Annotated in this window: 19 protein-coding genes, 1 other RNA gene and 2 pseudogenes; 16 read left to right on the top strand and 6 right to left on the bottom strand. The window is 69.0% G+C overall.

The features are described 5' to 3' along the window. Positions 1-124 precede the first annotated feature (124 nt). Positions 125-880: a MerR family transcriptional regulator gene (locus tag CCN29_RS14570; protein ID WP_086682325.1), complete on the bottom strand. Its 756-nt coding sequence runs from the start codon at positions 878-880 to the stop codon at positions 125-127. A gap of 163 nt (positions 881-1043) precedes the next feature. Here CCN29_RS14570 and CCN29_RS14565 point away from each other — a divergent pair, with 163 nt between their 5' ends. From CCN29_RS14565 to CCN29_RS14515, 11 genes and pseudogenes are all read left to right on the top strand, one after another. Then, entirely contained in the window at positions 1044-1622 is a 579-nt protein-coding gene (locus CCN29_RS14565; protein ID WP_086682322.1) for a Uma2 family endonuclease, read from the top strand. 26 nt (positions 1623-1648) lie between these two features. Then, positions 1649-2506, top strand: a complete 858-nt coding sequence (locus CCN29_RS14560; protein WP_086682319.1) for an AraC family transcriptional regulator — start codon at positions 1649-1651, stop codon at positions 2504-2506. Further along, a pseudogene (locus CCN29_RS14555) lies at positions 2503-3285 on the top strand (DMT family transporter); the annotation flags it as partial. The gene CCN29_RS14560 and the pseudogene CCN29_RS14555, both read left to right, overlap by 4 nt. A 112-nt stretch (positions 3286-3397) precedes the next feature. Beyond that, positions 3398-3802, top strand: an RNA gene (gene rnpB / locus CCN29_RS14550) — RNase P RNA component class A. A gap of 315 nt (positions 3803-4117) precedes the next feature. Then, positions 4118-4327: a hypothetical protein gene (locus CCN29_RS14545; RefSeq protein WP_006130583.1), complete on the top strand. Its 210-nt coding sequence runs from the start codon at positions 4118-4120 to the stop codon at positions 4325-4327. A gap of 208 nt (positions 4328-4535) precedes the next feature. Beyond that, positions 4536-4988, top strand: a complete 453-nt coding sequence (locus CCN29_RS14540) for a hypothetical protein (protein WP_086682316.1) — start codon at positions 4536-4538, stop codon at positions 4986-4988. Between the two features lie 247 nt (positions 4989-5235). After that, positions 5236-5730 carry a Pycsar system effector family protein gene (locus CCN29_RS14535; protein ID WP_031059831.1) on the top strand — a complete coding sequence of 165 codons (495 nt, stop codon included), beginning with the start codon at positions 5236-5238 and terminating at the stop codon, positions 5728-5730. Beyond that, positions 5727-6455 (top strand): Crp/Fnr family transcriptional regulator, encoded by a 729-nt coding sequence (locus tag CCN29_RS14530; RefSeq protein ID WP_031059827.1) that lies wholly within the window; start codon positions 5727-5729, stop codon positions 6453-6455. Before CCN29_RS14535 ends, CCN29_RS14530 begins: the two co-directional genes overlap by 4 nt. Before the next feature lie 183 nt (positions 6456-6638). Beyond that, a complete protein-coding gene (locus tag CCN29_RS14525; RefSeq protein ID WP_143661333.1) occupies positions 6639-7352 on the top strand; it encodes a hypothetical protein in 714 nt (237 codons plus the stop codon). After that, complete coding sequence (locus CCN29_RS14520) at positions 7352-9406, top strand: hypothetical protein (protein WP_143661332.1); 2055 nt, start codon at positions 7352-7354, stop codon at positions 9404-9406. Before CCN29_RS14525 ends, CCN29_RS14520 begins: the two co-directional genes overlap by 1 nt. 128 nt (positions 9407-9534) lie before the next feature. After that, positions 9535-10194 carry a hypothetical protein gene (locus CCN29_RS14515; RefSeq protein WP_143661331.1) on the top strand — a complete coding sequence of 220 codons (660 nt, stop codon included), beginning with the start codon at positions 9535-9537 and terminating at the stop codon, positions 10192-10194. Positions 10195-10742: 548 nt separating this feature from the next. On the opposite strand, the gene CCN29_RS14505 is transcribed toward CCN29_RS14515, so the two are convergent. Beyond that, positions 10743-11264, bottom strand: coding sequence for an NUDIX domain-containing protein (locus tag CCN29_RS14505; protein ID WP_031059817.1), 522 nt, complete (start codon positions 11262-11264; stop codon positions 10743-10745). Next, complete coding sequence (locus CCN29_RS14500) at positions 11261-12526, bottom strand: NsdA family TPR-like regulatory protein (RefSeq protein WP_442538373.1); 1266 nt, start codon at positions 12524-12526, stop codon at positions 11261-11263. The genes CCN29_RS14505 and CCN29_RS14500 overlap by 4 nt, the downstream gene beginning before the upstream one ends. A gap of 237 nt (positions 12527-12763) precedes the next feature. On the opposite strand from CCN29_RS14500, the gene CCN29_RS14495 reads away from it, so the two are divergent. From CCN29_RS14495 to tgmC, 4 genes and pseudogenes are all read left to right on the top strand, one after another. Then, positions 12764-13117: an ATP-binding protein gene (locus CCN29_RS14495; protein WP_051791765.1), complete on the top strand. Its 354-nt coding sequence runs from the start codon at positions 12764-12766 to the stop codon at positions 13115-13117. 334 nt (positions 13118-13451) lie between these two features. Next, positions 13452-13730 (top strand): annotated as a pseudogene (gene tgmA, locus CCN29_RS14490) (putative ATP-grasp-modified RiPP). After that, positions 13730-14695, top strand: a complete 966-nt coding sequence (gene tgmB, locus CCN29_RS14485) for an ATP-grasp ribosomal peptide maturase (RefSeq protein WP_086682308.1) — start codon at positions 13730-13732, stop codon at positions 14693-14695. The pseudogene tgmA and the gene tgmB overlap by 1 nt, the downstream one beginning before the upstream one ends. After that, complete coding sequence (gene tgmC, locus CCN29_RS14480) at positions 14692-15816, top strand: ATP-grasp peptide maturase system methyltransferase (RefSeq protein WP_086682305.1); 1125 nt, start codon at positions 14692-14694, stop codon at positions 15814-15816. The genes tgmB and tgmC overlap by 4 nt, the downstream gene beginning before the upstream one ends. Before the next feature lie 10 nt (positions 15817-15826). On the opposite strand, the gene CCN29_RS14475 is transcribed toward tgmC, so the two are convergent. From CCN29_RS14475 to CCN29_RS14465, 3 genes are all read right to left on the bottom strand, one after another. Beyond that, complete coding sequence (locus CCN29_RS14475; protein ID WP_086682302.1) at positions 15827-16126, bottom strand: DUF6087 family protein; 300 nt, start codon at positions 16124-16126, stop codon at positions 15827-15829. Between the two features lie 67 nt (positions 16127-16193). Then, entirely contained in the window at positions 16194-16529 is a 336-nt protein-coding gene (locus tag CCN29_RS14470; protein WP_006130580.1) for a MazG-like family protein, read from the bottom strand. A 51-nt stretch (positions 16530-16580) separates the two neighbouring features. Continuing rightward, on the bottom strand, positions 16581-17423 hold the full coding sequence (locus tag CCN29_RS14465) for a phosphotransferase (RefSeq protein WP_031018594.1): 843 nt from the start codon (positions 17421-17423) through the stop codon (positions 16581-16583). 583 nt (positions 17424-18006) lie between these two features. Between CCN29_RS14465 and CCN29_RS14460 the strand changes: the two genes are divergently transcribed. Continuing rightward, a partial coding sequence (locus CCN29_RS14460) for an ATP-binding protein (RefSeq protein WP_086682328.1) occupies positions 18007-19440 on the top strand: 1434 nt, incomplete at its 3' end.

The raw sequence follows: 19440 nt of genomic DNA, 5'->3' as shown, positions 1-19440 counted from the left end.
CCGCCCCGCCGTCGGCCGGTCCGCCCTCCGCGGGACCTACCCCGCCCGCACGCTCCACATTCACCACACTCTCCCTTCACGACCACCCGCCCACGCGGGCACCCGGCGCACCACCGCGGCCCGCTCACGCCAGTCCCTCCGCGACGATCCGCAGCGCCCGGCGGAGCGCCTCCGCCTGGGCGGGGGCGAAGTCCGCGTACAGGGCGGCCAGGAAGCTGTTGCTCTCGTCGAGGACGGCGTCCTCGGGCAGCAGCCCGGCGGGCACGCACTCCGCGAGCGCGCGGGCGGCCTCGTCCACCCGCGGGTCGTCGGCACCGGCCCCGTCGAGCTCGTCGAGCAGCCGGTACACGTCCCTCGCCCGCTCAAGACCGCCCGGCGCCCCGACCACCCCGCTCATCAGCCCCATCAGCCGCTCCCGCTCTTCTGTCGGCGCGGAGGTGTCGAGCAGCGCGAGGATCTCGCGGTCCTTCGCGGCCATCGGGGAGTCGGTCAGATGCGCGGTGTCCCGGAACAGCGCGGCCAGCTCCGGCGAGACCGGCCCCTCGGCGGCCGTCCCGCCCTCCGACTCCCGCAGCGTCCGCAGCCGCGCCCGCCGCTCCCGGATCGCCTCCTCCTGCCGCGCCAGGTCCTTGTCCAGCTCCGCCAGCACCTCGGCGAGGTCCTTGCCCGCGTCGTCCGCGAGCACGTCCCGCACCTCGGCGAGCCCGAGCCCCAGCTCGGTCAGCCGACGGATCCGCGCCAGCACGACCGCGTGCCGCAGGGTGTAGTCCCGGTACCCGTTCCCGAGCCGCTCCGGCTCCGGCAACAGCCCGAGATGGTGATAGTGCCGCACCGCCCGGGTGGTGACCCCGACGGCCGCGGCAAGTTCTCCGATCCGCATGCCCCCAGTAGAAACGTTGACGTCGCGACAGGGTCAAGCGAAAGCCGTGGCGCCCGACAGGGGCCCTGCTCCTGTGCCACGATCGAGGGAACGGTTCCCGATTCCCCGGTCAGGTGATCACCCCATGGTCCAGTCTGACGAGCGACCGAAGGAGGGGCGCGACGTGACGGCAACGGCCCACGAGCCGATCTCGCAGGCGGACGTCCTGCTGGAGGGGTTCCTCGCCCTGGACACCCCGGAGGGCTTCCGGGCGGAGCTGATCGAGGGGGAGATCGTCGTGACACCGCCGCCGGACGGGGACCACGAGGACTACATCGGGCTGATCGTGACGCAGGTGATCAGACGATCCCGTACCGGCATGCAATTCTCCGGGAACAAGGGACTGAGGCTTGACAGCGGCGGCTCCTGCCCGAAGAACCACGTCATCCCGGACGGCACTTTCGCGCCCGCGGAGCTGCGCCTCTATCGTGGCGCCGACCCGTGGATGCCGTGCGACGGTGTGGCGATGGTCATGGAGGTGACCTCCACCAGGCCGCGGGCGGACCGGGAGACCAAGCGCCGGTGCTACGCGCGCGCCGGCATCCCCCTGTACCTCCTCGTCGACCGCGAGACCTCCTCGATCACGCTGTTCGGCGACCCGGAGGGCGACGAGTACCGGGAGCACCGCACCCGACCCCTGGGCAAGCCCCTCACCCTCCCCGAACCCTTCGGCTTCGACCTGGACACCGCCGACTTCCTCTGATCCCCTGGAGCCGGGGGTGGGACGTCGTGGGGAACGTGCGGGAACAGGCCAGGTGGACCAGGGCGCGGCTGGGGCGGTGCGGGCCCGCGCTGGATCTGCTCACCGCCCGGTTCGCCCGGCACGAGTACGCCCCGCACGCGCACGACGAGTACACGGTCGGGGTCACCGTCGGCGGGCTCGAGACGATCGCCTACCGCGGCGGACGCATCGTGTCCGGGCCCGGCTCGATCGTCGTCCTGGAGCCCGGCGAGATGCACACCGGCGGCCCCGCCGCCCCCGAGGGCTACGCGTACCGCGCCCTCTACGCCGCCCCCGCCCTCCTCGGCGACGGCACCCTGGGCACCGGCCACCCGTACTTCCCCGAACCCGTCCTGCACGACGCGGAGCTGGCCGCCGCCCTGCGCCGTACGCACACCGACCTCAGCGCCTGCCCCGACCCGCTGGAGGCCGAGTCGCGCCTGCCCTGGCTGCTCGCCGCGCTCGCCCGCCGCCACTCCACCTCCCGCGCCGACGACGCCGCCGTCCCCGGCGCCCGGTCCGTCGCCCTCGCCGTCCGCGACCGCCTCGCCGACGAACTCCTCGCCCCGCCCTCCCTGGCCGACCTCGCCGCCGACGTCGGCCTCTCCCGCTACCAGCTGCTGCGCGCGTTCCGTACGACGATGGGCGTGCCGCCGTACGCGTGGCTCGCCCAGTACCGGGTGACCCGGGCCCGCGCCCTCCTCGAAGCGGGGGTGCGGCCCGCGGAGGCGGCCGCCCTCGTCGGCTTCGCCGACCAGGCGCACCTCACCCGGTGGTTCCGCCGCGTGCTCGGGGTGACCCCGGCGGCCTACCGCAACAGCGTTCAAGACCCGGGACGCCGACCCGGCGCACACTCCGTCACATGACTGCACGCGGCTGGTTTTTGTTCTCCCTGATGGGAGTGGTCTGGGGCATCCCCTATCTGATGATCAAAGTGGCGGTGGACGAGGTGTCCCCGTCGGGCGTGGTCTTCGCGCGCTGCGCCGTCGGCACGCTCCTCCTGCTCCCGTTCGCCCTGCGCCAGGCGGGCCTCGCCCGGAACGTGCGGGCGCACTGGAAGCCGATGCTGGCGTTCGCGGTCATCGAGATCGTGGGCCCCTGGTACACCCTGACCGACGCCGAACGCCACCTCTCCAGCTCCACGGCCGGCCTGCTGATCGCGGGCGTCCCGATCGTCGGCGTGCTGCTGTCCCGTGCCTTCGGCCGGGCGGAGGCCCTTGGACCACGCCGTCTCACGGGCCTGGCCCTCGGACTCGGCGGCGTGGGCGTCCTCACCGTCCCCCATCTCACCGGCGGCGACGCCCTCTCCCTCGCGGAGGTCCTGGTCACGGTCGTCGGCTACGCGACGGCCCCGCTGATCGCCGACCGCCACCTCAAGGACGTCCCCACGCTGCACCTGATCACGCCCTGCCTGGCCCTGGCCGCCCTGGTCTACGCCCCCGCGGCGATCGCCTCGCGTCCCGCGGCGCTCCCCGCCCCGGAGACCCTGGCCGCGCTGGCCGCACTCGGCGTGGTCTGCACGGCGGTGGCGTTCGTCGCCTTCCTGGAGCTGATCAAGGAGGCGGGCCCGATCCGCGCGTCGGTGATCACGTACGTCAATCCGGCGATCGCGGTGGCGGCAGGCGCGCTCTTCCTCGACGAGGCCCTGACCGCCACGGTGCTGGCCGCCTTCGTCCTGATCCTCACCGGATCGGTGCTGGCCAACGCGCGGGAACGGAAGCCGGCCGGGCGGCGGGTACCATGGTCGGCACGGCAGACGAGCCGGGCGGACGGCCGCGTGGAGTCCCCCTAGGGGGCTTCCCGAGGAACGTCCGGGCTCCACAGGGCAGGGTGGTGGCCAACGGCCACCCGGGGTGACCCGCGGGACAGTGCCACAGAGAACAGACCGCCGGGGACCGCAAGGCCCCCGGTAAGGGTGAAACGGTGGTGTAAGAGACCACCAGCGCCTGGGGTGACCCAGGCGGCTAGGTAAACCCCACCCGGAGCAAGGTCAAAAGGAAGCACCCCGGTGCTTCTGCGCGGACGATCGAGGGCTGCCCGCCCGAGTCCGCGGGTGGACCGCACGAGGCCGGTGGCAACACCGGTCCTAGATGGATGGCCGTCGCCCCGGCGCCCGCGAGGGCACCGGGGAACAGAACCCGGCGTACAGCCCGACTCGTCTGCCGCTCAGCTTGAGGGCTTCGGGTTGTTGTGTGCGACCACGCCAACCACAGGTGAGCTGTGGACCGGGCTCACGTACGAGCCCGGTGCCGTCTACCAGCGGGACCAGCCGTCAGTCTCCACGACACCGCGAGTGCAACCTCAGTAACCCGTGAGGGGGAGGGGAAGCATGGTGCGCCGTCCGTTGTCGAGGTGGCTGACAGCAGTTCCATCCATCGGGGTATGTAACTGTACGCGAGGGCGCGAATACAGGATGCTGTCAGTGCTGTGAGGCACACTGGCAGAGCTGGACGCAGTCTGGGGGGTACGCGATGAGTGTGACGATCAACGAGCAGTGGCAAACAGATCATGATGACGACGTTGTGATCGTGGTTTCCGATGAGGAGTACCAGGCCGCTGCGCAGAGCGCGTTGGACGAGCTTGGCCTGACGTACGCACAACTTGAGGAGCAGGCGCGCAGCGGTTACTTCACGTCCGCGCAGGCTCACGCGCTCTGGGTGTCGATCGGCGGCACGGTTGACCTCTGAGCTTGAGCGACAGGCTCGTGCGTTTGCTCAGGAGTTGCAGAAGACACTTAACGGAACGGTTTGTAGGCACGTGCGGATTGCGGCCGTGCTCCGCCCTCGTTCCGGAGTTGGCCCTGTCTTCACCCTTGGTCACGGCCTGTCCCGCAACAATCCGACCCAGCCTCTGGCATTCCCGCTGCGTGTGGACAACAAAAACCCTCGCGCTTGGATGAGTCTGTCCTTTCAGTTGCGCCTCGACGACGAGGGGTCGTATCTGACAGTGCATTCGTCGTACTGCGCCATTTTTTCCGACGAGGGGTTGCAGTCGTGTCTCTGTCACTTCGACTATGAGCGGGAGAAAGACCGATATACCAGCGCACACGTCCAGGTCTACGGCACGTCGCCGGCGCTCGAGGCGTTGAACGGCAAGGGCGACCAGAAGCGGACCCTCGACAAATTGCACATCCCGGTCGGCGGTAGGCGGTTCCGGCCATGCATCGAGGACGTCATCGAGTTCCTGATCAACGAGCGACTCGTCGATGCGCACAACGGCTGGCAGCAGATCGTCGAGGAAGGGCGGGCCCGGTACCGGAGAAGTCAGCTGAAGGCTGCGATGCGGCGCCACCCGGACGTCGTGGAGGAGTACTTGCGGGAGAGGGAGCGGGTTGAGGAGGGGAGCTGAAGGTCATTCATACCCAGGCTCGGGTGACTGCGGCGCAGTCGACACGCTCCTCGCCTCGCTGCATAGGCAAGGCCGAAGCTCGACCGTGTCCGGACCGGACCTGATCCCCCTTCCACTCGGAGGCGATAGGTGCCGCCTATTCTCGGTCAACGTGCCATAAGAGGGTTTTCCGCCCGGTTGCTGTGCCCAGGCTTCTGCCCGGGACACCAGCGAGTGGACGGCTGGTTGACAGCTAGGGGGATGGCTGATGGCGATTGAGCCGACGGAGACCGCATGGCGCATTCAGGCAGCTGTTGCGGATTGGACGGCCAAGGCTGATTCCAAGGCGTCGTTCGCCCTGACGATGCAGTCCACAGCCTTGGCGGTATTAGGGTTGCTCGCAACGTCCAAGCGAGCGGTTGGTGATCTCGACTCCACCGTGCCAAGGCTGTTGTTGTGGATCGGTGTCCTGCTCATGGTGGGCGGAGTCGGCTGCGCGGCCTGGGCAATTTCACCCAACCTCCGCAAGGAGCGGCGAGGGCCTGAGGCCGATGACGACTTCTTGTACTTCGGGCACGTCCGACACCTGGACCCGGAGGTGCTGGAAGCGGCGCTTCGGGACAAGGATCCGCTGCCGTCGTTGTCCCGGCAGGTCGTGGTGATGAGCGAGATCGCCTGGAACAAGCACCGCCGGGTGCAGTGGTCGCTGATGCTCGCGGTCGCGGGATGTGCCTCTTTCGGCCTGGCGACCGTTATCGGATGATGCACTGGGAGGGCACGGTGACGAATTTCCGCTCCCTGGTATCAAGCGAGGTCTGGCGCGACCTGGTCGACCGCGGGCGTCGGCGGACTTACCCTTCCAACGCTGTACTCCTCGCGCAAGGCGAGTCACCTGACTGCGTGATCGCTTTGGTCGATGGTCTGGTGAAGGTCGTACAGAGCAACGAGGGCGGTGGCGAACTGACTTTGACGTTGCGTGGACCTGGCGAGGTTCTCGGGGAGATGGGTGCCTTGCTGCAACGCCCACGCTCGGCCACCGTCATGGCGGCGCGCCGCTGCACCGGAGTCGTGCTGCCCGCCCACGCCTTTCGAGGCTATGTGGAGCGGCATCGTCTGGAGACGGTCATCTACCAACTGACTGTGGAACGGCTGAACAGTCACGAGCGCCTACGGGCAGACCTGGTCCATCTGCCCTCAGCGGGACGTGTCGCCCGAGTGGTGAGCCATCTCGCGGACGAAGTCGGCCACCCACAGGGAGAGACAAGCCTGCTTGTAGAACTGGGCATGCCGCGCACAGAGCTGGCCACCATGGCGGCTGTGCGCCGCTCGTCCGCGCTCGCAGCCCTGAGCCAGCTCCAGTCAGCCGGCATCCTCACCCTCGGTCGTCGACGTCTGCTCATCACAGACATAGCCCGTCTCAGGGCAGTCGCCCGGGGCGAAGAGCTCTGTGGCCTCAATAGCAGTGAGGATGCCACACCGGCGATGTGACTCACCACACGCCCGTACCGTCCAACGCTGGACCATTTTGCCCATACCTCTCCGCGAGGGTGGCCTTCGCCGTGATGCGCGGCGAATCACACGCGACGAGAGGAGCGGCACGTGCTGCCGTCATGGGAGCCGTTGTGGCCCTACCGGGCCGTATTGGCCGTAGACGCACGGAACTTCAGTGCGTTGGACAGCAAGGGCATGCAGCGGGTGAACGCAGACATCCCGCAGTTGCTGACCCAGGCGCTCAGCGCCAGCAACGTGAGCGCTCACTGGGAGCGGCGTATGTTCGGCCAGCACGCTGGCGACAGTTACGTCGCCGGTATGGACCCGGAGGTCCTGCCCGCGCTGGTTGGTTGTTTCCCTGACGCCCTACGAGGAGCTCTCGCCCGCCGGCGTGCTGAGCTGCTGGGAGGGCCGCCTCTGCAACTGCGGGTCAGCATCCACGTCGGCCCGCTGCCGAACAGCGGGCTCGGCGTGCCGATGGTGCACACCCACCGTCTTTTGGACGACGACGCGCTGCGAGCCGTGCTCAATCGAGCGAACCCGGAGATCACCACCACCGTGGTGATCATCTCGCAGCGCGTTTATGAGGACGTCTTCGAAAGCGGCTGTGTCAACGGCGACGTCATGCCGAGCCAGTTCACCCGGCACATGGCGAAGGTGAAGAAGTTCCAGCAGCCGGCCTGGATTCACATCCCCGGGTTCGACTGGAGGCTCGCGGACCCGGACATCTTCGAACCCGTCAATGCCACGGACGCGGCCACTGAGCGGCCGAAGGCCCCCGCGCCCGCAGCCACTCAGGCAACTGCACCGGCGCCGGGCACGGTGAACTTCAGCCACCACGGCGAGCACGGCATTCAAACGTACAACCTGTTCGGCACGGGGCAGGGGCAGTGATGATCAATCACGATCAGGGCAAGCGAGAGCGCAGCGTACCCACTTCACCGCTGGCGGAGGTCATCGCGCCGTCCGATCCAGCAGGCGCCCATCCGGTGCCAGACGTCGGCGAGCCGAACTGCCAACCGAATTTGAGTTCCGTGAACTTCACTCACTCCGGCGAGCACGGCATCCAGGCTTACAACCTGCACCTGAACGGTGACCAAGCCATCCCCGTCCCCGTCACTGAAAGCGACGCCGACTACAGGGCGAGCCAGGACGATAGGTTCGTCTCACCGCGCAACGCAGACCAGTGGTTCGCCGCTTCCAAACTGCTGGAGGAATACGGAATCGTCGTCCTCTGCGCAGCCCAGGGCACTGGCCGACGCACGGCTGCCATACGCCTCCTCCGTACGGCGGCCAACCGACCGGCGGCCATCTTCGACCTCGACCCGGAATGGTCCAAGCCCTCAGTCCGTCCGCTGCCGAAAGAGGCGGGGACGGGATACATCCTCGATCTCTCCGATCTCGTGGAGCACCCCGGCGAGCGGCTGGGCACCGACCTGGTCGGCCATGGGGCGGAACTGCGTAAGAACAATTCCTTCCTCGTCATCCTGGCCACACCCGCCGACTGGCACGGCCACTGGGCTGAACCCACGCTGCCGTTCACCATCCGGCTGGAGTCTCCCGATGCGCGGGACCTCGTCACAGCGGAATTCCGGGCGTGCCACAGCGGCGATCGGTTGCCCTGGCTGGACAGGACAGAATTGGCTGACATCTGGAAAGCCAATCCGTCCGCCCGCGCCGCGTGGCGCCTCGCAGACCGCCTGCTCCAGGCTGACGGCCCCGAGCAAATTAAGGCGATCGTCCACGAGTTCAACGACTGGCACACGGAAGTCGAGAAGCTCCTCAGCAGGAATCGGGCGAGGGGGGACGACGCGCAACTCCTGTCCAACCGAGTCACGGTCTGGGCCGGCGCCTTGCTGCACGGAGGACAGCGCAGGTCCGTCATTCAGGCAGCCGACGACCTCCTGACCCGACTCGGCCTCGAACGCAGCCCCGTCAACGTTCTGACCGACGCCACCACATCGAGCCGACTGGACGCCGCGGAGATCACTCGCGACGGGGACCGGGCCTTCCACGACAAGCAGAAGGAAGGCCTGCCCGCCGCCATCCTGCGCCACCTGTGGGACGAATTTCCCACCCAGCACCAGCTCCTCCGCGAGTGGGCCATCGGCATCGCCGCTGACCGGACCGTCCCAGAAGAGGACGCTCGCCTCGTCACCACTGCACTGTGGAGGCTCTCGGTGCACCGTCACGATCGGGCCATTCTGGACGGACTGGCGAGCGGCCTCAAGGGGCCTCGGCGAATGCTGGCCGTGGAAGCCCTCACCAAAGCAGCGGGGGATGCCGAGTTCGGCCGCTATGTGAGGGATCGGTTGCGCCAATGGATGGATGCCAAGAATCCTTCCAACGACAAGGTTGACCTCGTTATCGAAATCTGCTCAGGCGCATGGGGAATGCAACAGCCGACCCTCGCACTGACACGCCTGGGCAAGGCGGCAGGCCACAAGCCGTACGGCTCCGAAGTCATCGTCAACGCCTTCCGGCGACTCGCCCTGCAACGACCGGACGACGTGCGAAAAGCCGTCGACCAATGGCTCAGCGACGCCGAAAGTCGGCCTGACGACGAGACCCTGCACCGACAGACTCTCGGATCCTTTCTCGCCGTCGTCTCCAGTGATGAGGGTACGGACCTGATCCTCAACGCCACCCACCATTCCGGGGCCCGGCGGCGCATCATCCACGCATGGCAGAAACTGCTGTCCACCGACACAGCCGTGGACGCGGTCGTCACGCAGTTGACCCGATGGCATGACCGATTCCACGAGGACCCCGACCGCCGGGAAGCCGTGGTGGACGTCCTCGCTGACATCTTCACCCCACCCAGCCTGCGCCCCGGTCTAGACCGGCTCATGGTGACGGAGCAATCGGCCATCCGCCCCCTCTGGCGTGAGGTCCTGGTGCTGGCCGCCAATCGCTACCAGGCGTCCAAGGAGGCGTCGACCCCTTGAAAACCGATGGACCCGGCCCGTGGTGGAGCCGCCGGCGCAGTCGAATACGGGCCCAGTGGCCCACACGTCTGCCCGGTATCCGCTTCTGTGCACGTGGCACACTCACCTACCGGGCGCACGCCCCCATCATGGCTGGCGGCAAAGCTACCGCCCGAGCCACTGCACGACTTGCCCTGGACCAGCTCGGCCGCGGCATCACCGAGCGCCACATGCCCGAACAACTCGCCATCGCGCAGGAACGCCTCACGCTCGCTGCGGCTCACTGGCACACCCCGCAGGACACTCCAGGCCTCTGGCTGAAGGCACGCATCACCTTGATGCTCACCGAACAAGACGCACGCCGGGCCCAGAGATATCAAGATGCCGTACGCGAGGTGACGCTCCAGCTAGCGCAAGAGCACGAGCGTCGAGAACGATTTAGACAGGCGGTCTTCGACAACCCGGACGCCACGCGCATCTGGTGGCTCGACCGCCACCTGGACGACCTCGAATCCCTGGACTGGGACGTCTTCAAGGACAAGGTCCTCCCGCTGGTCGGCGCGGCCGACGACATCCAGTCCAAGGCCGAACGCATCGCCCAAACCCTCCTGTACGTCTGGGAGAAGCTGGGCAATGACCCAGGTCAGCACGCACGCTTCACAACCACCGTACGCGCGGTCGCCGAGCAGATGGGATGGGCCGATGCCCCCTGGCCGGCATCGGAGGATTCGGTCAGCGCCCACTCACTCGAAAACGGTGGTGACAGGGGTGAGGCCGACTCACTCGCTGAGACGAGCGGAGTCCGATGAGGCTGCCCGCCTTGCGCTGGTTGCTTGACCCGGCAACCAGCCTCTTGGCGCTGCGGCTACGTGCTCGAGAACCGCGCCCCATGTCGTATGACGCGGCCTGGCGGCTGGCACGGGTGACACGTCATCCCGACGAAATGGTGTACCGGCACCACGGACACCTTGCCGAGGAATCCGACGACGAAGTGCGGTGAGCGATCGGTATCTGCTTGGTTAGAGTGTGCGTAGGGGGCCGAGTTTCGTGGCGCCTCCTCGCACGAGGATGGTCGGGACCCTAATGCATGTCGTGGCTGGCTGCATCTGAGTGACTCTCCCAGTTGCCGCGTTCGGCGGCATGGCATCGTACGTTTCCGGCGAAACCGTATCCGTTAGCCACCGCTCGAACGCCAGCACGTCAGGCCGTGGGGGAGGGGCGAGGGTGAGTGATCTTTCTGCCGCTCACCACAGCCCGCTCTTGGCACTGAGCCAATCAGGCGCTCACGGAGCGCCTCGAACTCGCGTAGCCCCGAAAGCAGCCATGCCTCGGAACCAGAGGCGGGCGGCATGCTTTGTCAGAGAGGGGGTGCGCCGTCGCGGAGGTACAGCGGTCGTCCCGCGTCCAGCGCCTTCAAAGCGTGCTGGAACCGGCGCCTGATGCGGTCCTGGAGGCGGCCGGCGGCTTCGGCGGCTGTGAGGAAGGCAGCTTCGGACAGCTCGCCGTCTTGCGGCCGTAGCCGGTCTGTCTGGTCCACGTCCAGGGTGCCGCCGTCGAAGATGAACGCGAGCTGATCGTCCCAAGGGCCGTGCGGAGCCACCCAGTCCACCACCAACAGTCCGAGCAGCGTGACACGTAGGCCGAGTTCCTCCATCACTTCACGGCGTACGGTGTCCTCCGGCGGCTCGTTGGCCTCCGCCATCCCGCCGGGCAGATCCCATCCCGGTTTGTAGGTGGGGTTCACCAGGAGCACTCGGCCGGAAGGGTCCCGCAGCAGCACATCGGCGGCCACACGCTTGCGGGGCTGCTTGGCGTTGCCCTCCGCGAGATACGCGTTCCACGCGTCGGTGTCTGCGGGATCGGGTGCTGTGGGCCTCATGAGGTGGCGCCTCCCGGGGACGGCGGGATCAGATCAGCCAGCAGGAGCATTCTGGCGCGGCGCGCATCATCGAACCGCGCCAGATACTCCCTGACCGGCCGATACCCCCGGTGCGGTCCCAGCAGCCGTCGTAGCCCGTCGAGCTGCTGCACCACCCGGACCGAACCAAGAGTCGGGCTGGTACTGAGCAAGTCGTGGCCGACCCTCACCGCGGAGTCCAGATCACCCCGGCGCACATGGATGTCCACGAGGGTGATTCGGCTGAGCGCCAAGGACCGCGCCCGCCCCGCTTGGCGCAGCGCAACAGCTTGCTCGGCGTGCGACAACGCCTCGTCGTACTGCTCCAGGTCACGCAGGACCAGAGCTGACTCGCTGGCCAGCGCGGCGGCGTCGAACGGGCTCAGCCACGGGTGATCAGCAGTGCGCGACGCCCCCAGGTCACGATGAGCGTTCTCCAGCGCCTGGGCGGCCGGGATGCGCTGGGACGCGACCGCCAGTGCACGCGCCTGCATGGTGTGCAGCCGCGCGGCCAACGCGGGAATCCGAGGCCCTTGCGCGGCAAGGTTGAGCCCGGTCCGCGCCCAGCCGACGGCCCCGGTCGCATCCCCGGTCTCAAGGGCGAGGTGGCTGCAGCTCGCAGCGACGTGGGCGGTCAACGGATAGTCACCAGAGGTGCGGGCCAGAGGAAGGGCGCGCGCGAAGTGCCGGGCCGCGCGGTCGTCATGACCGGAGTCGTGAGCCATCCAACCAGCCATTTCGGTCAGCGCGGCTGCAGCGGCGAACACCTGCGGACCGCTGCCGATGTCGACCAGCCGGGGCGCGATCCGGTCCGACAGGTGCCGGACGACAGCCCCGTACAACCTGCCGCCGCCGGTCTGCCGGTCGGCGCTGCGGAAATGATCCATCGCGACCAGGTCGTCACCGTCCGGTGGCGGCCGGTCCGTCCGCTCGTGGTCGGCGGTCGCCGGCGCGGGCTCCCACGAGCGTCGAGCCAGCCCCAGCAGGTGGCCGGGAATGTGGAAGGCGTCGGCGATCTGCTCGAACAGAGCCAGCTTCTGCACCCGACTCTTGCCGTTCATGTAGTCGTACAGCCGCCCCTGCGTGATGTCGACGGCGGCGGCAATGCGCCGCGTGCTGACACCGCGCGCATTGAGCATCCGGAACACCGCGCCCATGTCCCGTACGGCGCATGCATGGAGCAGGCGTTCATCTCCGAGCAGACCGGCGATGACCTCGCGCGGGTCCGGTGACAGACGGTCCATCTGCAACTCCCCCGAGTAGCGAACGACACCGATGCTAAAGCCAACGGCGCCGACCCGACTCCGCGTTGGAGTCGCCTGGTGGAGTCTCCCTCTTGCCTCCCTCACGCGTTGACTGACTGCCAGTCGTCGGGAGGCGCATGTGAACGCATCCCGGCGCCGCCTCGCCCGCGCGCTTCTTTCCGAGGTTTGCGCGCGAGGCCTTGCCCCATCCGTCCAGACCAAGGCGTGACCACGACCATGACCAACGAGCGAGTGAGATCAGGGCAGTACCCGCGCCGGAGCGTCACCCTCGTCGGTGAGTCCGCCACCGTTCCGTTGGCCCGTCACATAGTGCGCGAGGCCTGCGTGGAGTGGGGCATGGACCAGGACACCGCAGAGACCGGCGCGCTCCTGGTCTCCGAAATCGTCACCAACGCCGTCCGCCATGGTCACTCGCGCAGCGTCCGGGTGATCGCCGAGCAGCCGTGTCCTGACCGGCTCCGTGTCGCTGTGGTCGACACGTCCCGTCGCATGCCCGAACTGCGCATCGTTGGACCGGACGCCATCGGCGGCCGTGGCCTCCTCCTGGTCGACGCCCTCTCCGACCGCTGAGGAACCGATCTCCTTCCCTGGGGCAAGCGCGTCTGGGCCGAGATCGCGATCAAGGCAGGCGGCCAATGACCGGCCGCCGATCGCAGGCCGGCAGCCGACGGGCGACCGCCGGCACCGGGCTGCGGGAAGCCGTCGCCGTCGGGCTGTGGCCGGTGGCGTTCATGCTCTTCAACGAGCCCCGCACGGAGCCTGCCCCGATGCGCACGGACGCCCGGTCCTCTGGGCGGGCGGACATGACACCTGGTCGGGAGTGCTCGTTCGCACCGCCTGTCCCGGCCGAACCCTCCTCGCCGTCCCGAAGCCCCGGGCGGCGGCTATCGGATCGCCTGTAGAAATGAGGAGACTCATGCAGCAGAACTTGACGTCACTGGACCAGGTCAAGCCCTGGGGACTCGGACGAATGCGGCCCTACCCGGCTGCGGCCGTCCTCTCCGCCGCCCGGCCGGTCCTCGACCCGCACACGCAGATCACCGCGTAAATCGGCCCCGACGGTGCACCGCTGACGGCGGAGGCCAGGCACAAGCGGTCGGAGACGTCGCAGGAGACGAGCACGAAGACCAGCCTGGACGGCACTCCGGACCAGGGCAGTGACCAGAACGGGGACTCTGACTGATGGCTGTGGGCGGGCCGCCCGTCCTCGTCGTCACGCGCCTGGACGATGCGACCGCAGATGAAGTGATCACCGAACTGAACCGGCGTCGCGTGCCGGTGGTCCGCTTGGACCCCGGCGACTTCCCCCGCGAAGTGACCCTCTCCGGCACGTTCGCGGCTACCGGGACCGGCGGCACTCTCGCCACCGCGTCCCGTCGTGTCGACCTGGGGGACGTGCGCTCGGTGTACTGGCGGCGGCCCACCCCCTACACCGCCGACCTGGCCATGGACGAGCAGACCGGCCGATGGGCCGTCCAGGAAGCCCGTTACGGGCTCGGCGGCATCCTCGCCGCTCTGCCCGGCGCGCACTATCTGAACCACCCATGGCGAAACCGGGACGCCGAGTACAAGCCGGCGCAACTGGCCACGGCTGCTGCATGCGGCTTCACCGTGCCACCCACTCTCATCACCAACGACCCCGACCGTGCCCGCACCTTCGCTGCTGAACACGGGCCGGTCCTCTACAAGCCGCTCAGGGAAACCGAGTACTCCGACGACACCGGCCGCGCACTGACCGTGTGGATCGAGGACGTCACCCCCCGCCAGATCGACGACCGTCTACGGCACACCGCACACCTGTTGCAGCAGCGCGTCAGCAAGTCCGCCGACATCCGCCTCACCGCCGTCGGTGACCGCCTCACCGCTGTCCGGATAGACGGCTCACCCGGCGTGGACTGGCGCCGCCATTACGACCGGCTCACCTACACGCCCGTGCCCGTGCCCCCGGCCATCGCCGAAGGCGTGCGCGCCTACCTCGATGCCTTCGGACTCAGCTTCGGCGCTTTCGATTTCGGCCTGGACCGTGAGGGCGTCTGGCACTGGTATGAGTGCAACCCCAACGGTCAATGGGCCTGGTTCCCCGACCACATCACCGCTCCCATCACGCGCGCCATCGCCGACCGCCTTCAGCATGGAGCCCTCGCATGACCGACCCTGCACACCTGCGCTGCCAACTCGCCGCCGCCGTCCCCGTGAACGACCCGGCGTGGCGCACAGCCCTCGAAACGGTGCCCCGCGAACTCTTCCTGGGCGACGCCCTGTTCCAGTTCGACGGCCGCCAGTGGAGCCCCGTACAGCGCGACCGGACCGATCCCGGAAAGTGGCTGGGGCTTGTCTACCAGGACACCACCTGGGTCACCCAGGTCGACGGCGTCACCGCCACCGACGCGACCGGACCGGTCACCGGCCGTCCTACCTCGTCCAGCACACTGCCCTCCCTGATCGTGCGCATGCTCGACGTCGCCGGGATCAGCGAGGGTCACAAGGCGCTGGAGATCGGCACCGGCACCGGTTATTCCACCGCCATCCTGTGCAGCCGCCTCGGCGACGAAAACGTGTTTTCCATTGAATACGACCCGGGTTTGGCCGCAGCGGCGGCCGACCACATCCACGCCGCCGGGCATCACCCCACCCTGATCACCGGCGACGGCCTCGCCGGACACAAGGACGACGCCCAATACGACCACGTCGTGGCCACCTGCGCCGTGCGCCACATCCCCCCAGCATGGCTCCACCAGGTGCGCGCCGGTGGAACCATCACCACCACCATCAGCGGATGGATGCTCGCCTCCGGGCTTGTTCGCCTCACCGTCCACGACGACGGCACCGCCACCGGCCGCTTCCGCCCCGACGAGATCGGCTACATGCTGGCCCGCCCCCACGAACGCCCACCCCGACCCACCTTCCACCAGCATCCCGGCCACACCCGCGCCACGCGCGTGAACCCGGAACTCCTGGAGGACTGGACCGGGCAGTTCCTCGCTCAGCTCGCCGCACCGTCCGCCGAACTCATGACCACCAGCACGGGCGTGATCCTCGTGGACGTCGCCACCGGGTCACAGGCGTGGACCGAACCGGCCAGAGGCGGCTGGACCGTCCACCAGCACGGCCCTCTTCGCCTCTGGGATCAGGTGGAGGACACCCTCACCGTCTGGAAGGAGGCGGGCTCACCCCGACACTCGGACCTCGGCCTGACCGTGGACCCGGACGGCACCCAACGCGTATGGCTCGGTACACCCGGCAGCCGCTCCTGGAGCCTGCCGGTTTGACCTACCGGGCTTATGAGGACGACGAGGGCCTCCGATGTCTGCCCGTCCCGGGGCCGAGCCGTGGTGTCGTCTCAGGGGTGAGGGCAGCAGCCTCGGTCTCGGAAAACAGGACGCGTCGTGCTTCCGCGAGGTTCTCCGCGAAGCCGTGCGGCTCCCACAGGTGGCCGTTCCACCGCTGGATCGCGCGGGGCGCGTCGGGGTTCAAGTGCGACGCCCTCGGGCCGTCACCGGTTACGAGCGGGACGGCGCGGAGCTGTCCGACCCTGGCGTCGCGGCGCTCGGCCCACCGGGAGAGCGGTTCGTCGTCCATGTCCGGAGCGTAGTGGGTCGGGTGACGCGGTGCTTCCACCGTAGGGAGGGGGCGGACGCGACCGCGACTACCGGGGCGCGTCTTCCGTGGCGGCGTCGACGTCCCGCTGGCGGATGCGGTTCAGGTGGCCGGCGAACACCTCGGGGGCCTGTGGGTTCATGCGCATCAAGGCCACCATGCCCGTCACGATCACGTCGCAGATCTCCGCCTCGACCTCCTCCCAGGTGTGGGAGAAGCCCTTGCGAGGGTTCTGCCCCATCGCTCCGATCACGGCCTCGGCGACCTCGCCGGCCTCCTCCTGGATCTTGAGCAGCTGGAGCAGGACCCGCTGTTCGCGGGGGAGCGTGGAATGCTCCTCCAGCCGGGTCGCGAGGCGGGCGATCGTCGTCCAGGTGTCGTTCACGTGGGGCTCCAAGGTGCGTCGGCCGTCGCTGTGCGTGAGGGACGGGCGCGTTCAGCCCGGTCCGCAGCGGTCGAGTGTCTCCCGCACATGGTTGAGCCCCGCGACTCTCCAGTGGGCCCGGTCAGGCATCTGGTCGGTCCGGCGCCAGCGCCAGGCCGAGAACATCGCCCAATTGAGGGCGCGGCACTGGGCGATCAGGCTGTGGTCGGCCCCCGCATAGTGCTGCGCCACCTCCTCGGGCGCGTGGGCGAGGTCGAACTCGACCGGGCCGCGGCAGCACGTGGCGAGGTCCACGAAGAGCGGCCCTCTCCGCGTGTTGAGGAGGTTGCCCGGGTGGGGCTCGCCGTGCAGCAGCTGGTCCCCGGCATGCCCGGCGCCGATCGCGGCGCTCAGTCCACCGAGGGTGCTCCGGAGGAACTCCCGTTCGGACGCGGGCAGTTCGGGGGACCTCTCCGGGTCGTTCACCTCGGCGAGTGCCGCGGCGACCCGGTCGGTGAAACGCGGTGCGTCCAGGTCGATCCGGCGCAGGGCGGCATGGTGACGCAGAAACGCGTCCGCGTACGCGGACGGCGTGATCTCCGATGCCACGGGTTCGTAGTAGGTCCAGAGCGAGACGGCGAAGGCGTCACGGAGGAAGACTCTCGGTTCCACCCGCGGATCGAGCTCGGCCACCGGAGCGCCGACGGCGGCGAGACGGCGGGCGACCGCCACTTCGAACTCGGAATCAGCCAGATGCCCCGCGGGCGCGACCCGGGCCAGGACATCGCAGGGGACCAGGCGGAGCGCGACGCGGTCCGAGTTGTGGATCACCACCACGTCGTCGACCCGGAGACCCGCGTCGGAAGCGGTCGCCCGCCCCGCCTCGACCGCGCGGCGGAGTTCCAGCGGTTGCATGCCGTCCTCCTTCATCGTTGACGTACCCATACAAGCCTGGGGGACGGCGGCGATGCTTGCCTTTTTCCTCGCCGCGGCCTCCCGGGAGGAGCCCTGCGGCCTCGTGTGGCGCCGCTCACGCAACCCGGCACGAGCCGTCGTCACCGAAGCTTCACGAAAGGCCGGGTTTCTTCACCTTCATGTCCTCCTCGTCACCGTGGTCGAGTGTGAAGGGCCTCTGACATAGGCGCAGTTGGCCGAAAATCGACGCCTCGCGTGAGTGAAACGGGTGCCAAAACGCGCCCTGTGAAACGGATGTGACGGACCGTCAGGTTGGTGCACGGGCGCGTTGTCGCACTCCGGCCCGGCTCGTCCGGCCCCGTCACGGCTACCACAGCGGAACGTACGAGCGATGGGTTCACGACGAACTGATTTCGCTGACGCGCTGTTCAGCAAGCGGGGCTTCCGCACCCATCGGGGTGATTAGCATGAGCCGTACGTGGTCGGAAGATCGCCTTCTGTCGGCCGATCCCCCTCCCGGCCCGCGGCCGTCGTCGTACGGCCGCCCCCCTTCCCCTGTTCTCACCGACCGAGGGACCGCTGCATGCCAGTGCCTGCTTCTCCCAGCCAGCACCCGCCGGCGGGGGCGCCGCGCACCTCGTTCGCCGCACGGGCGGCCGTACTCGTGGTGACCGCCGCCGCCGGTGGTGCGGCGCTCGCCCTGGCGCCGTCCGGCGCCACCACCTGGACCCTCGCCGTCGTGCTGGCCGGATGGGCGTGCGTCGCCGTCACCGTGCTCGTCGACCACCGCCTCGTCCGGCGCGCCCGCTCCACCGCCGCCGAGCGGGAGGCAGAACTCGGCCGCCTCCGCGCCGAGGCGGCCCGGCGCTCCGCGGAGATCTCCCACCTGGCCGGAGCCACCCTGCCCAACCTGGCCGAACGCCTGCGGGAGGGCATCAGCGCGGCCGACGCGCTGGCCGCCGTGCCCCCGCCGTCCGACCCGCAGCTCTCCCGCGTGACGCACACCTTCGCCGCCACCGTCGAGGACGACGTGCGGCGTGTGATCGCCATCGAGGACGAGTACCGCGCGATCCGGCACGAACTCGACCAGGCCGCGGCCGAACACGACCGTTTCGTACGCGAGACCATGCCGGCCGCGATCGGCCGGCTCCGCGAGGGCCGCTCCGCCGATACCGTGCTCGCCTCGACCGAGCTGCCGCAGCACTCCACCCTGCGCCTCCCCGCGGAAACCTTCATCCGCGAACTCGCCTACAGCGAGCGCCGCGCCGCCGCCGCCCAGGCCGCCTCCGCCAAGGCGCTCAGCCGCGTCCAGGCCAAGGCCGTCCAGATGCTCGCCGACCTGCGCGAGATGCAGGAACGACACGGCGAAGAGGTGTTCGGCGACCTGCTGAAGCTGGACCACAGCACCTCCCAGCTCGGCCTGATGACCGACCGGCTGGCACTGCTCATGGGCGGCCGCTCCAGCCGCGCCTGGAACAAGCCGATCGTGATGGAGAGCATCCTGCGCGGCGCCGCCGGCCGCATCGCCGCCTACCAGCGGGTGCGCCTGCACTGCTCCACCCGCAGCGCGGTCGCCGGGTTCGCCGCCGAGGGCGTGATGCACCTGCTCGCCGAACTCATGGACAACGCGGCGAACTTCTCCCCGCCCATCGACGAGGTGCACGTCTACGTCGAGGACCGCAGCGCCGGCATCGTCGTCACCATCGAGGACAGCGGCCTGAAGATGGCCGACGCGGCGATGCGGCGCGCCGAGGAGGCCGTCACCGGCCGCGTCACCGACCTCGCCTCGCTCCAGGGCACCCGGCTCGGCCTGGCCGTGGTCGGCCGGCTCGCCTCGAAGTACGACATCAGCGTCAACTACCGTCCCTCCTCCCGCGGCGGCACCGGCGTCGTCGTCCTGCTGCCCCTGCACCTGCTCGCCCAGCAGCGCGAGCCGTCCCCGCACGAGACGGCAGGACGCGGCGTGGCCCGCGGGGTGCCCGCCCAGTCCCCGTCCGCCGCGGCCCCGCTGCCCACC

Origin of the sequence: Streptomyces pseudogriseolus (assembly GCA_002154585.1) — a bacterium.
GTDB classification, from domain to species: domain Bacteria; phylum Actinomycetota; class Actinomycetes; order Streptomycetales; family Streptomycetaceae; genus Streptomyces; species Streptomyces pseudogriseolus.
This window is presented reverse-complemented; position numbering and strand designations above follow the sequence as displayed.

Bases quoted from the DNA above. Each gene is read 5' to 3' on its own strand.
- CCN29_RS14570 (WP_086682325.1), bottom strand. From the start codon at position 880: ATGCGGATCGGAGAACTTGCCGCGGCCGTCGGGGTCACCACCCGGGCG.
- CCN29_RS14540 (WP_086682316.1), top strand. From the start codon at position 4,536: ATGAGTCTGTCCTTTCAGTTGCGCCTCGACGACGAGGGGTCGTATCTG.
- CCN29_RS14535 (WP_031059831.1), top strand. From the start codon at position 5,236: ATGGCGATTGAGCCGACGGAGACCGCATGGCGCATTCAGGCAGCTGTT.
- CCN29_RS14530 (WP_031059827.1), top strand. From the start codon at position 5,727: ATGATGCACTGGGAGGGCACGGTGACGAATTTCCGCTCCCTGGTATCA.
- CCN29_RS14520 (WP_143661332.1), top strand. From the start codon at position 7,352: ATGATCAATCACGATCAGGGCAAGCGAGAGCGCAGCGTACCCACTTCA.
- CCN29_RS14515 (WP_143661331.1), top strand. From the start codon at position 9,535: ATGGCTGGCGGCAAAGCTACCGCCCGAGCCACTGCACGACTTGCCCTG.
- CCN29_RS14505 (WP_031059817.1), bottom strand. From the start codon at position 11,264: ATGAGGCCCACAGCACCCGATCCCGCAGACACCGACGCGTGGAACGCG.
- CCN29_RS14500 (WP_442538373.1), bottom strand. From the start codon at position 12,526: ATGGACCGTCTGTCACCGGACCCGCGCGAGGTCATCGCCGGTCTGCTC.
- CCN29_RS14495 (WP_051791765.1), top strand. From the start codon at position 12,764: ATGACCAACGAGCGAGTGAGATCAGGGCAGTACCCGCGCCGGAGCGTC.
- tgmB (WP_086682308.1), top strand. From the start codon at position 13,730: ATGGCTGTGGGCGGGCCGCCCGTCCTCGTCGTCACGCGCCTGGACGAT.
- tgmC (WP_086682305.1), top strand. From the start codon at position 14,692: ATGACCGACCCTGCACACCTGCGCTGCCAACTCGCCGCCGCCGTCCCC.
- CCN29_RS14475 (WP_086682302.1), bottom strand. From the start codon at position 16,126: ATGGACGACGAACCGCTCTCCCGGTGGGCCGAGCGCCGCGACGCCAGG.
- CCN29_RS14465 (WP_031018594.1), bottom strand. From the start codon at position 17,423: ATGCAACCGCTGGAACTCCGCCGCGCGGTCGAGGCGGGGCGGGCGACC.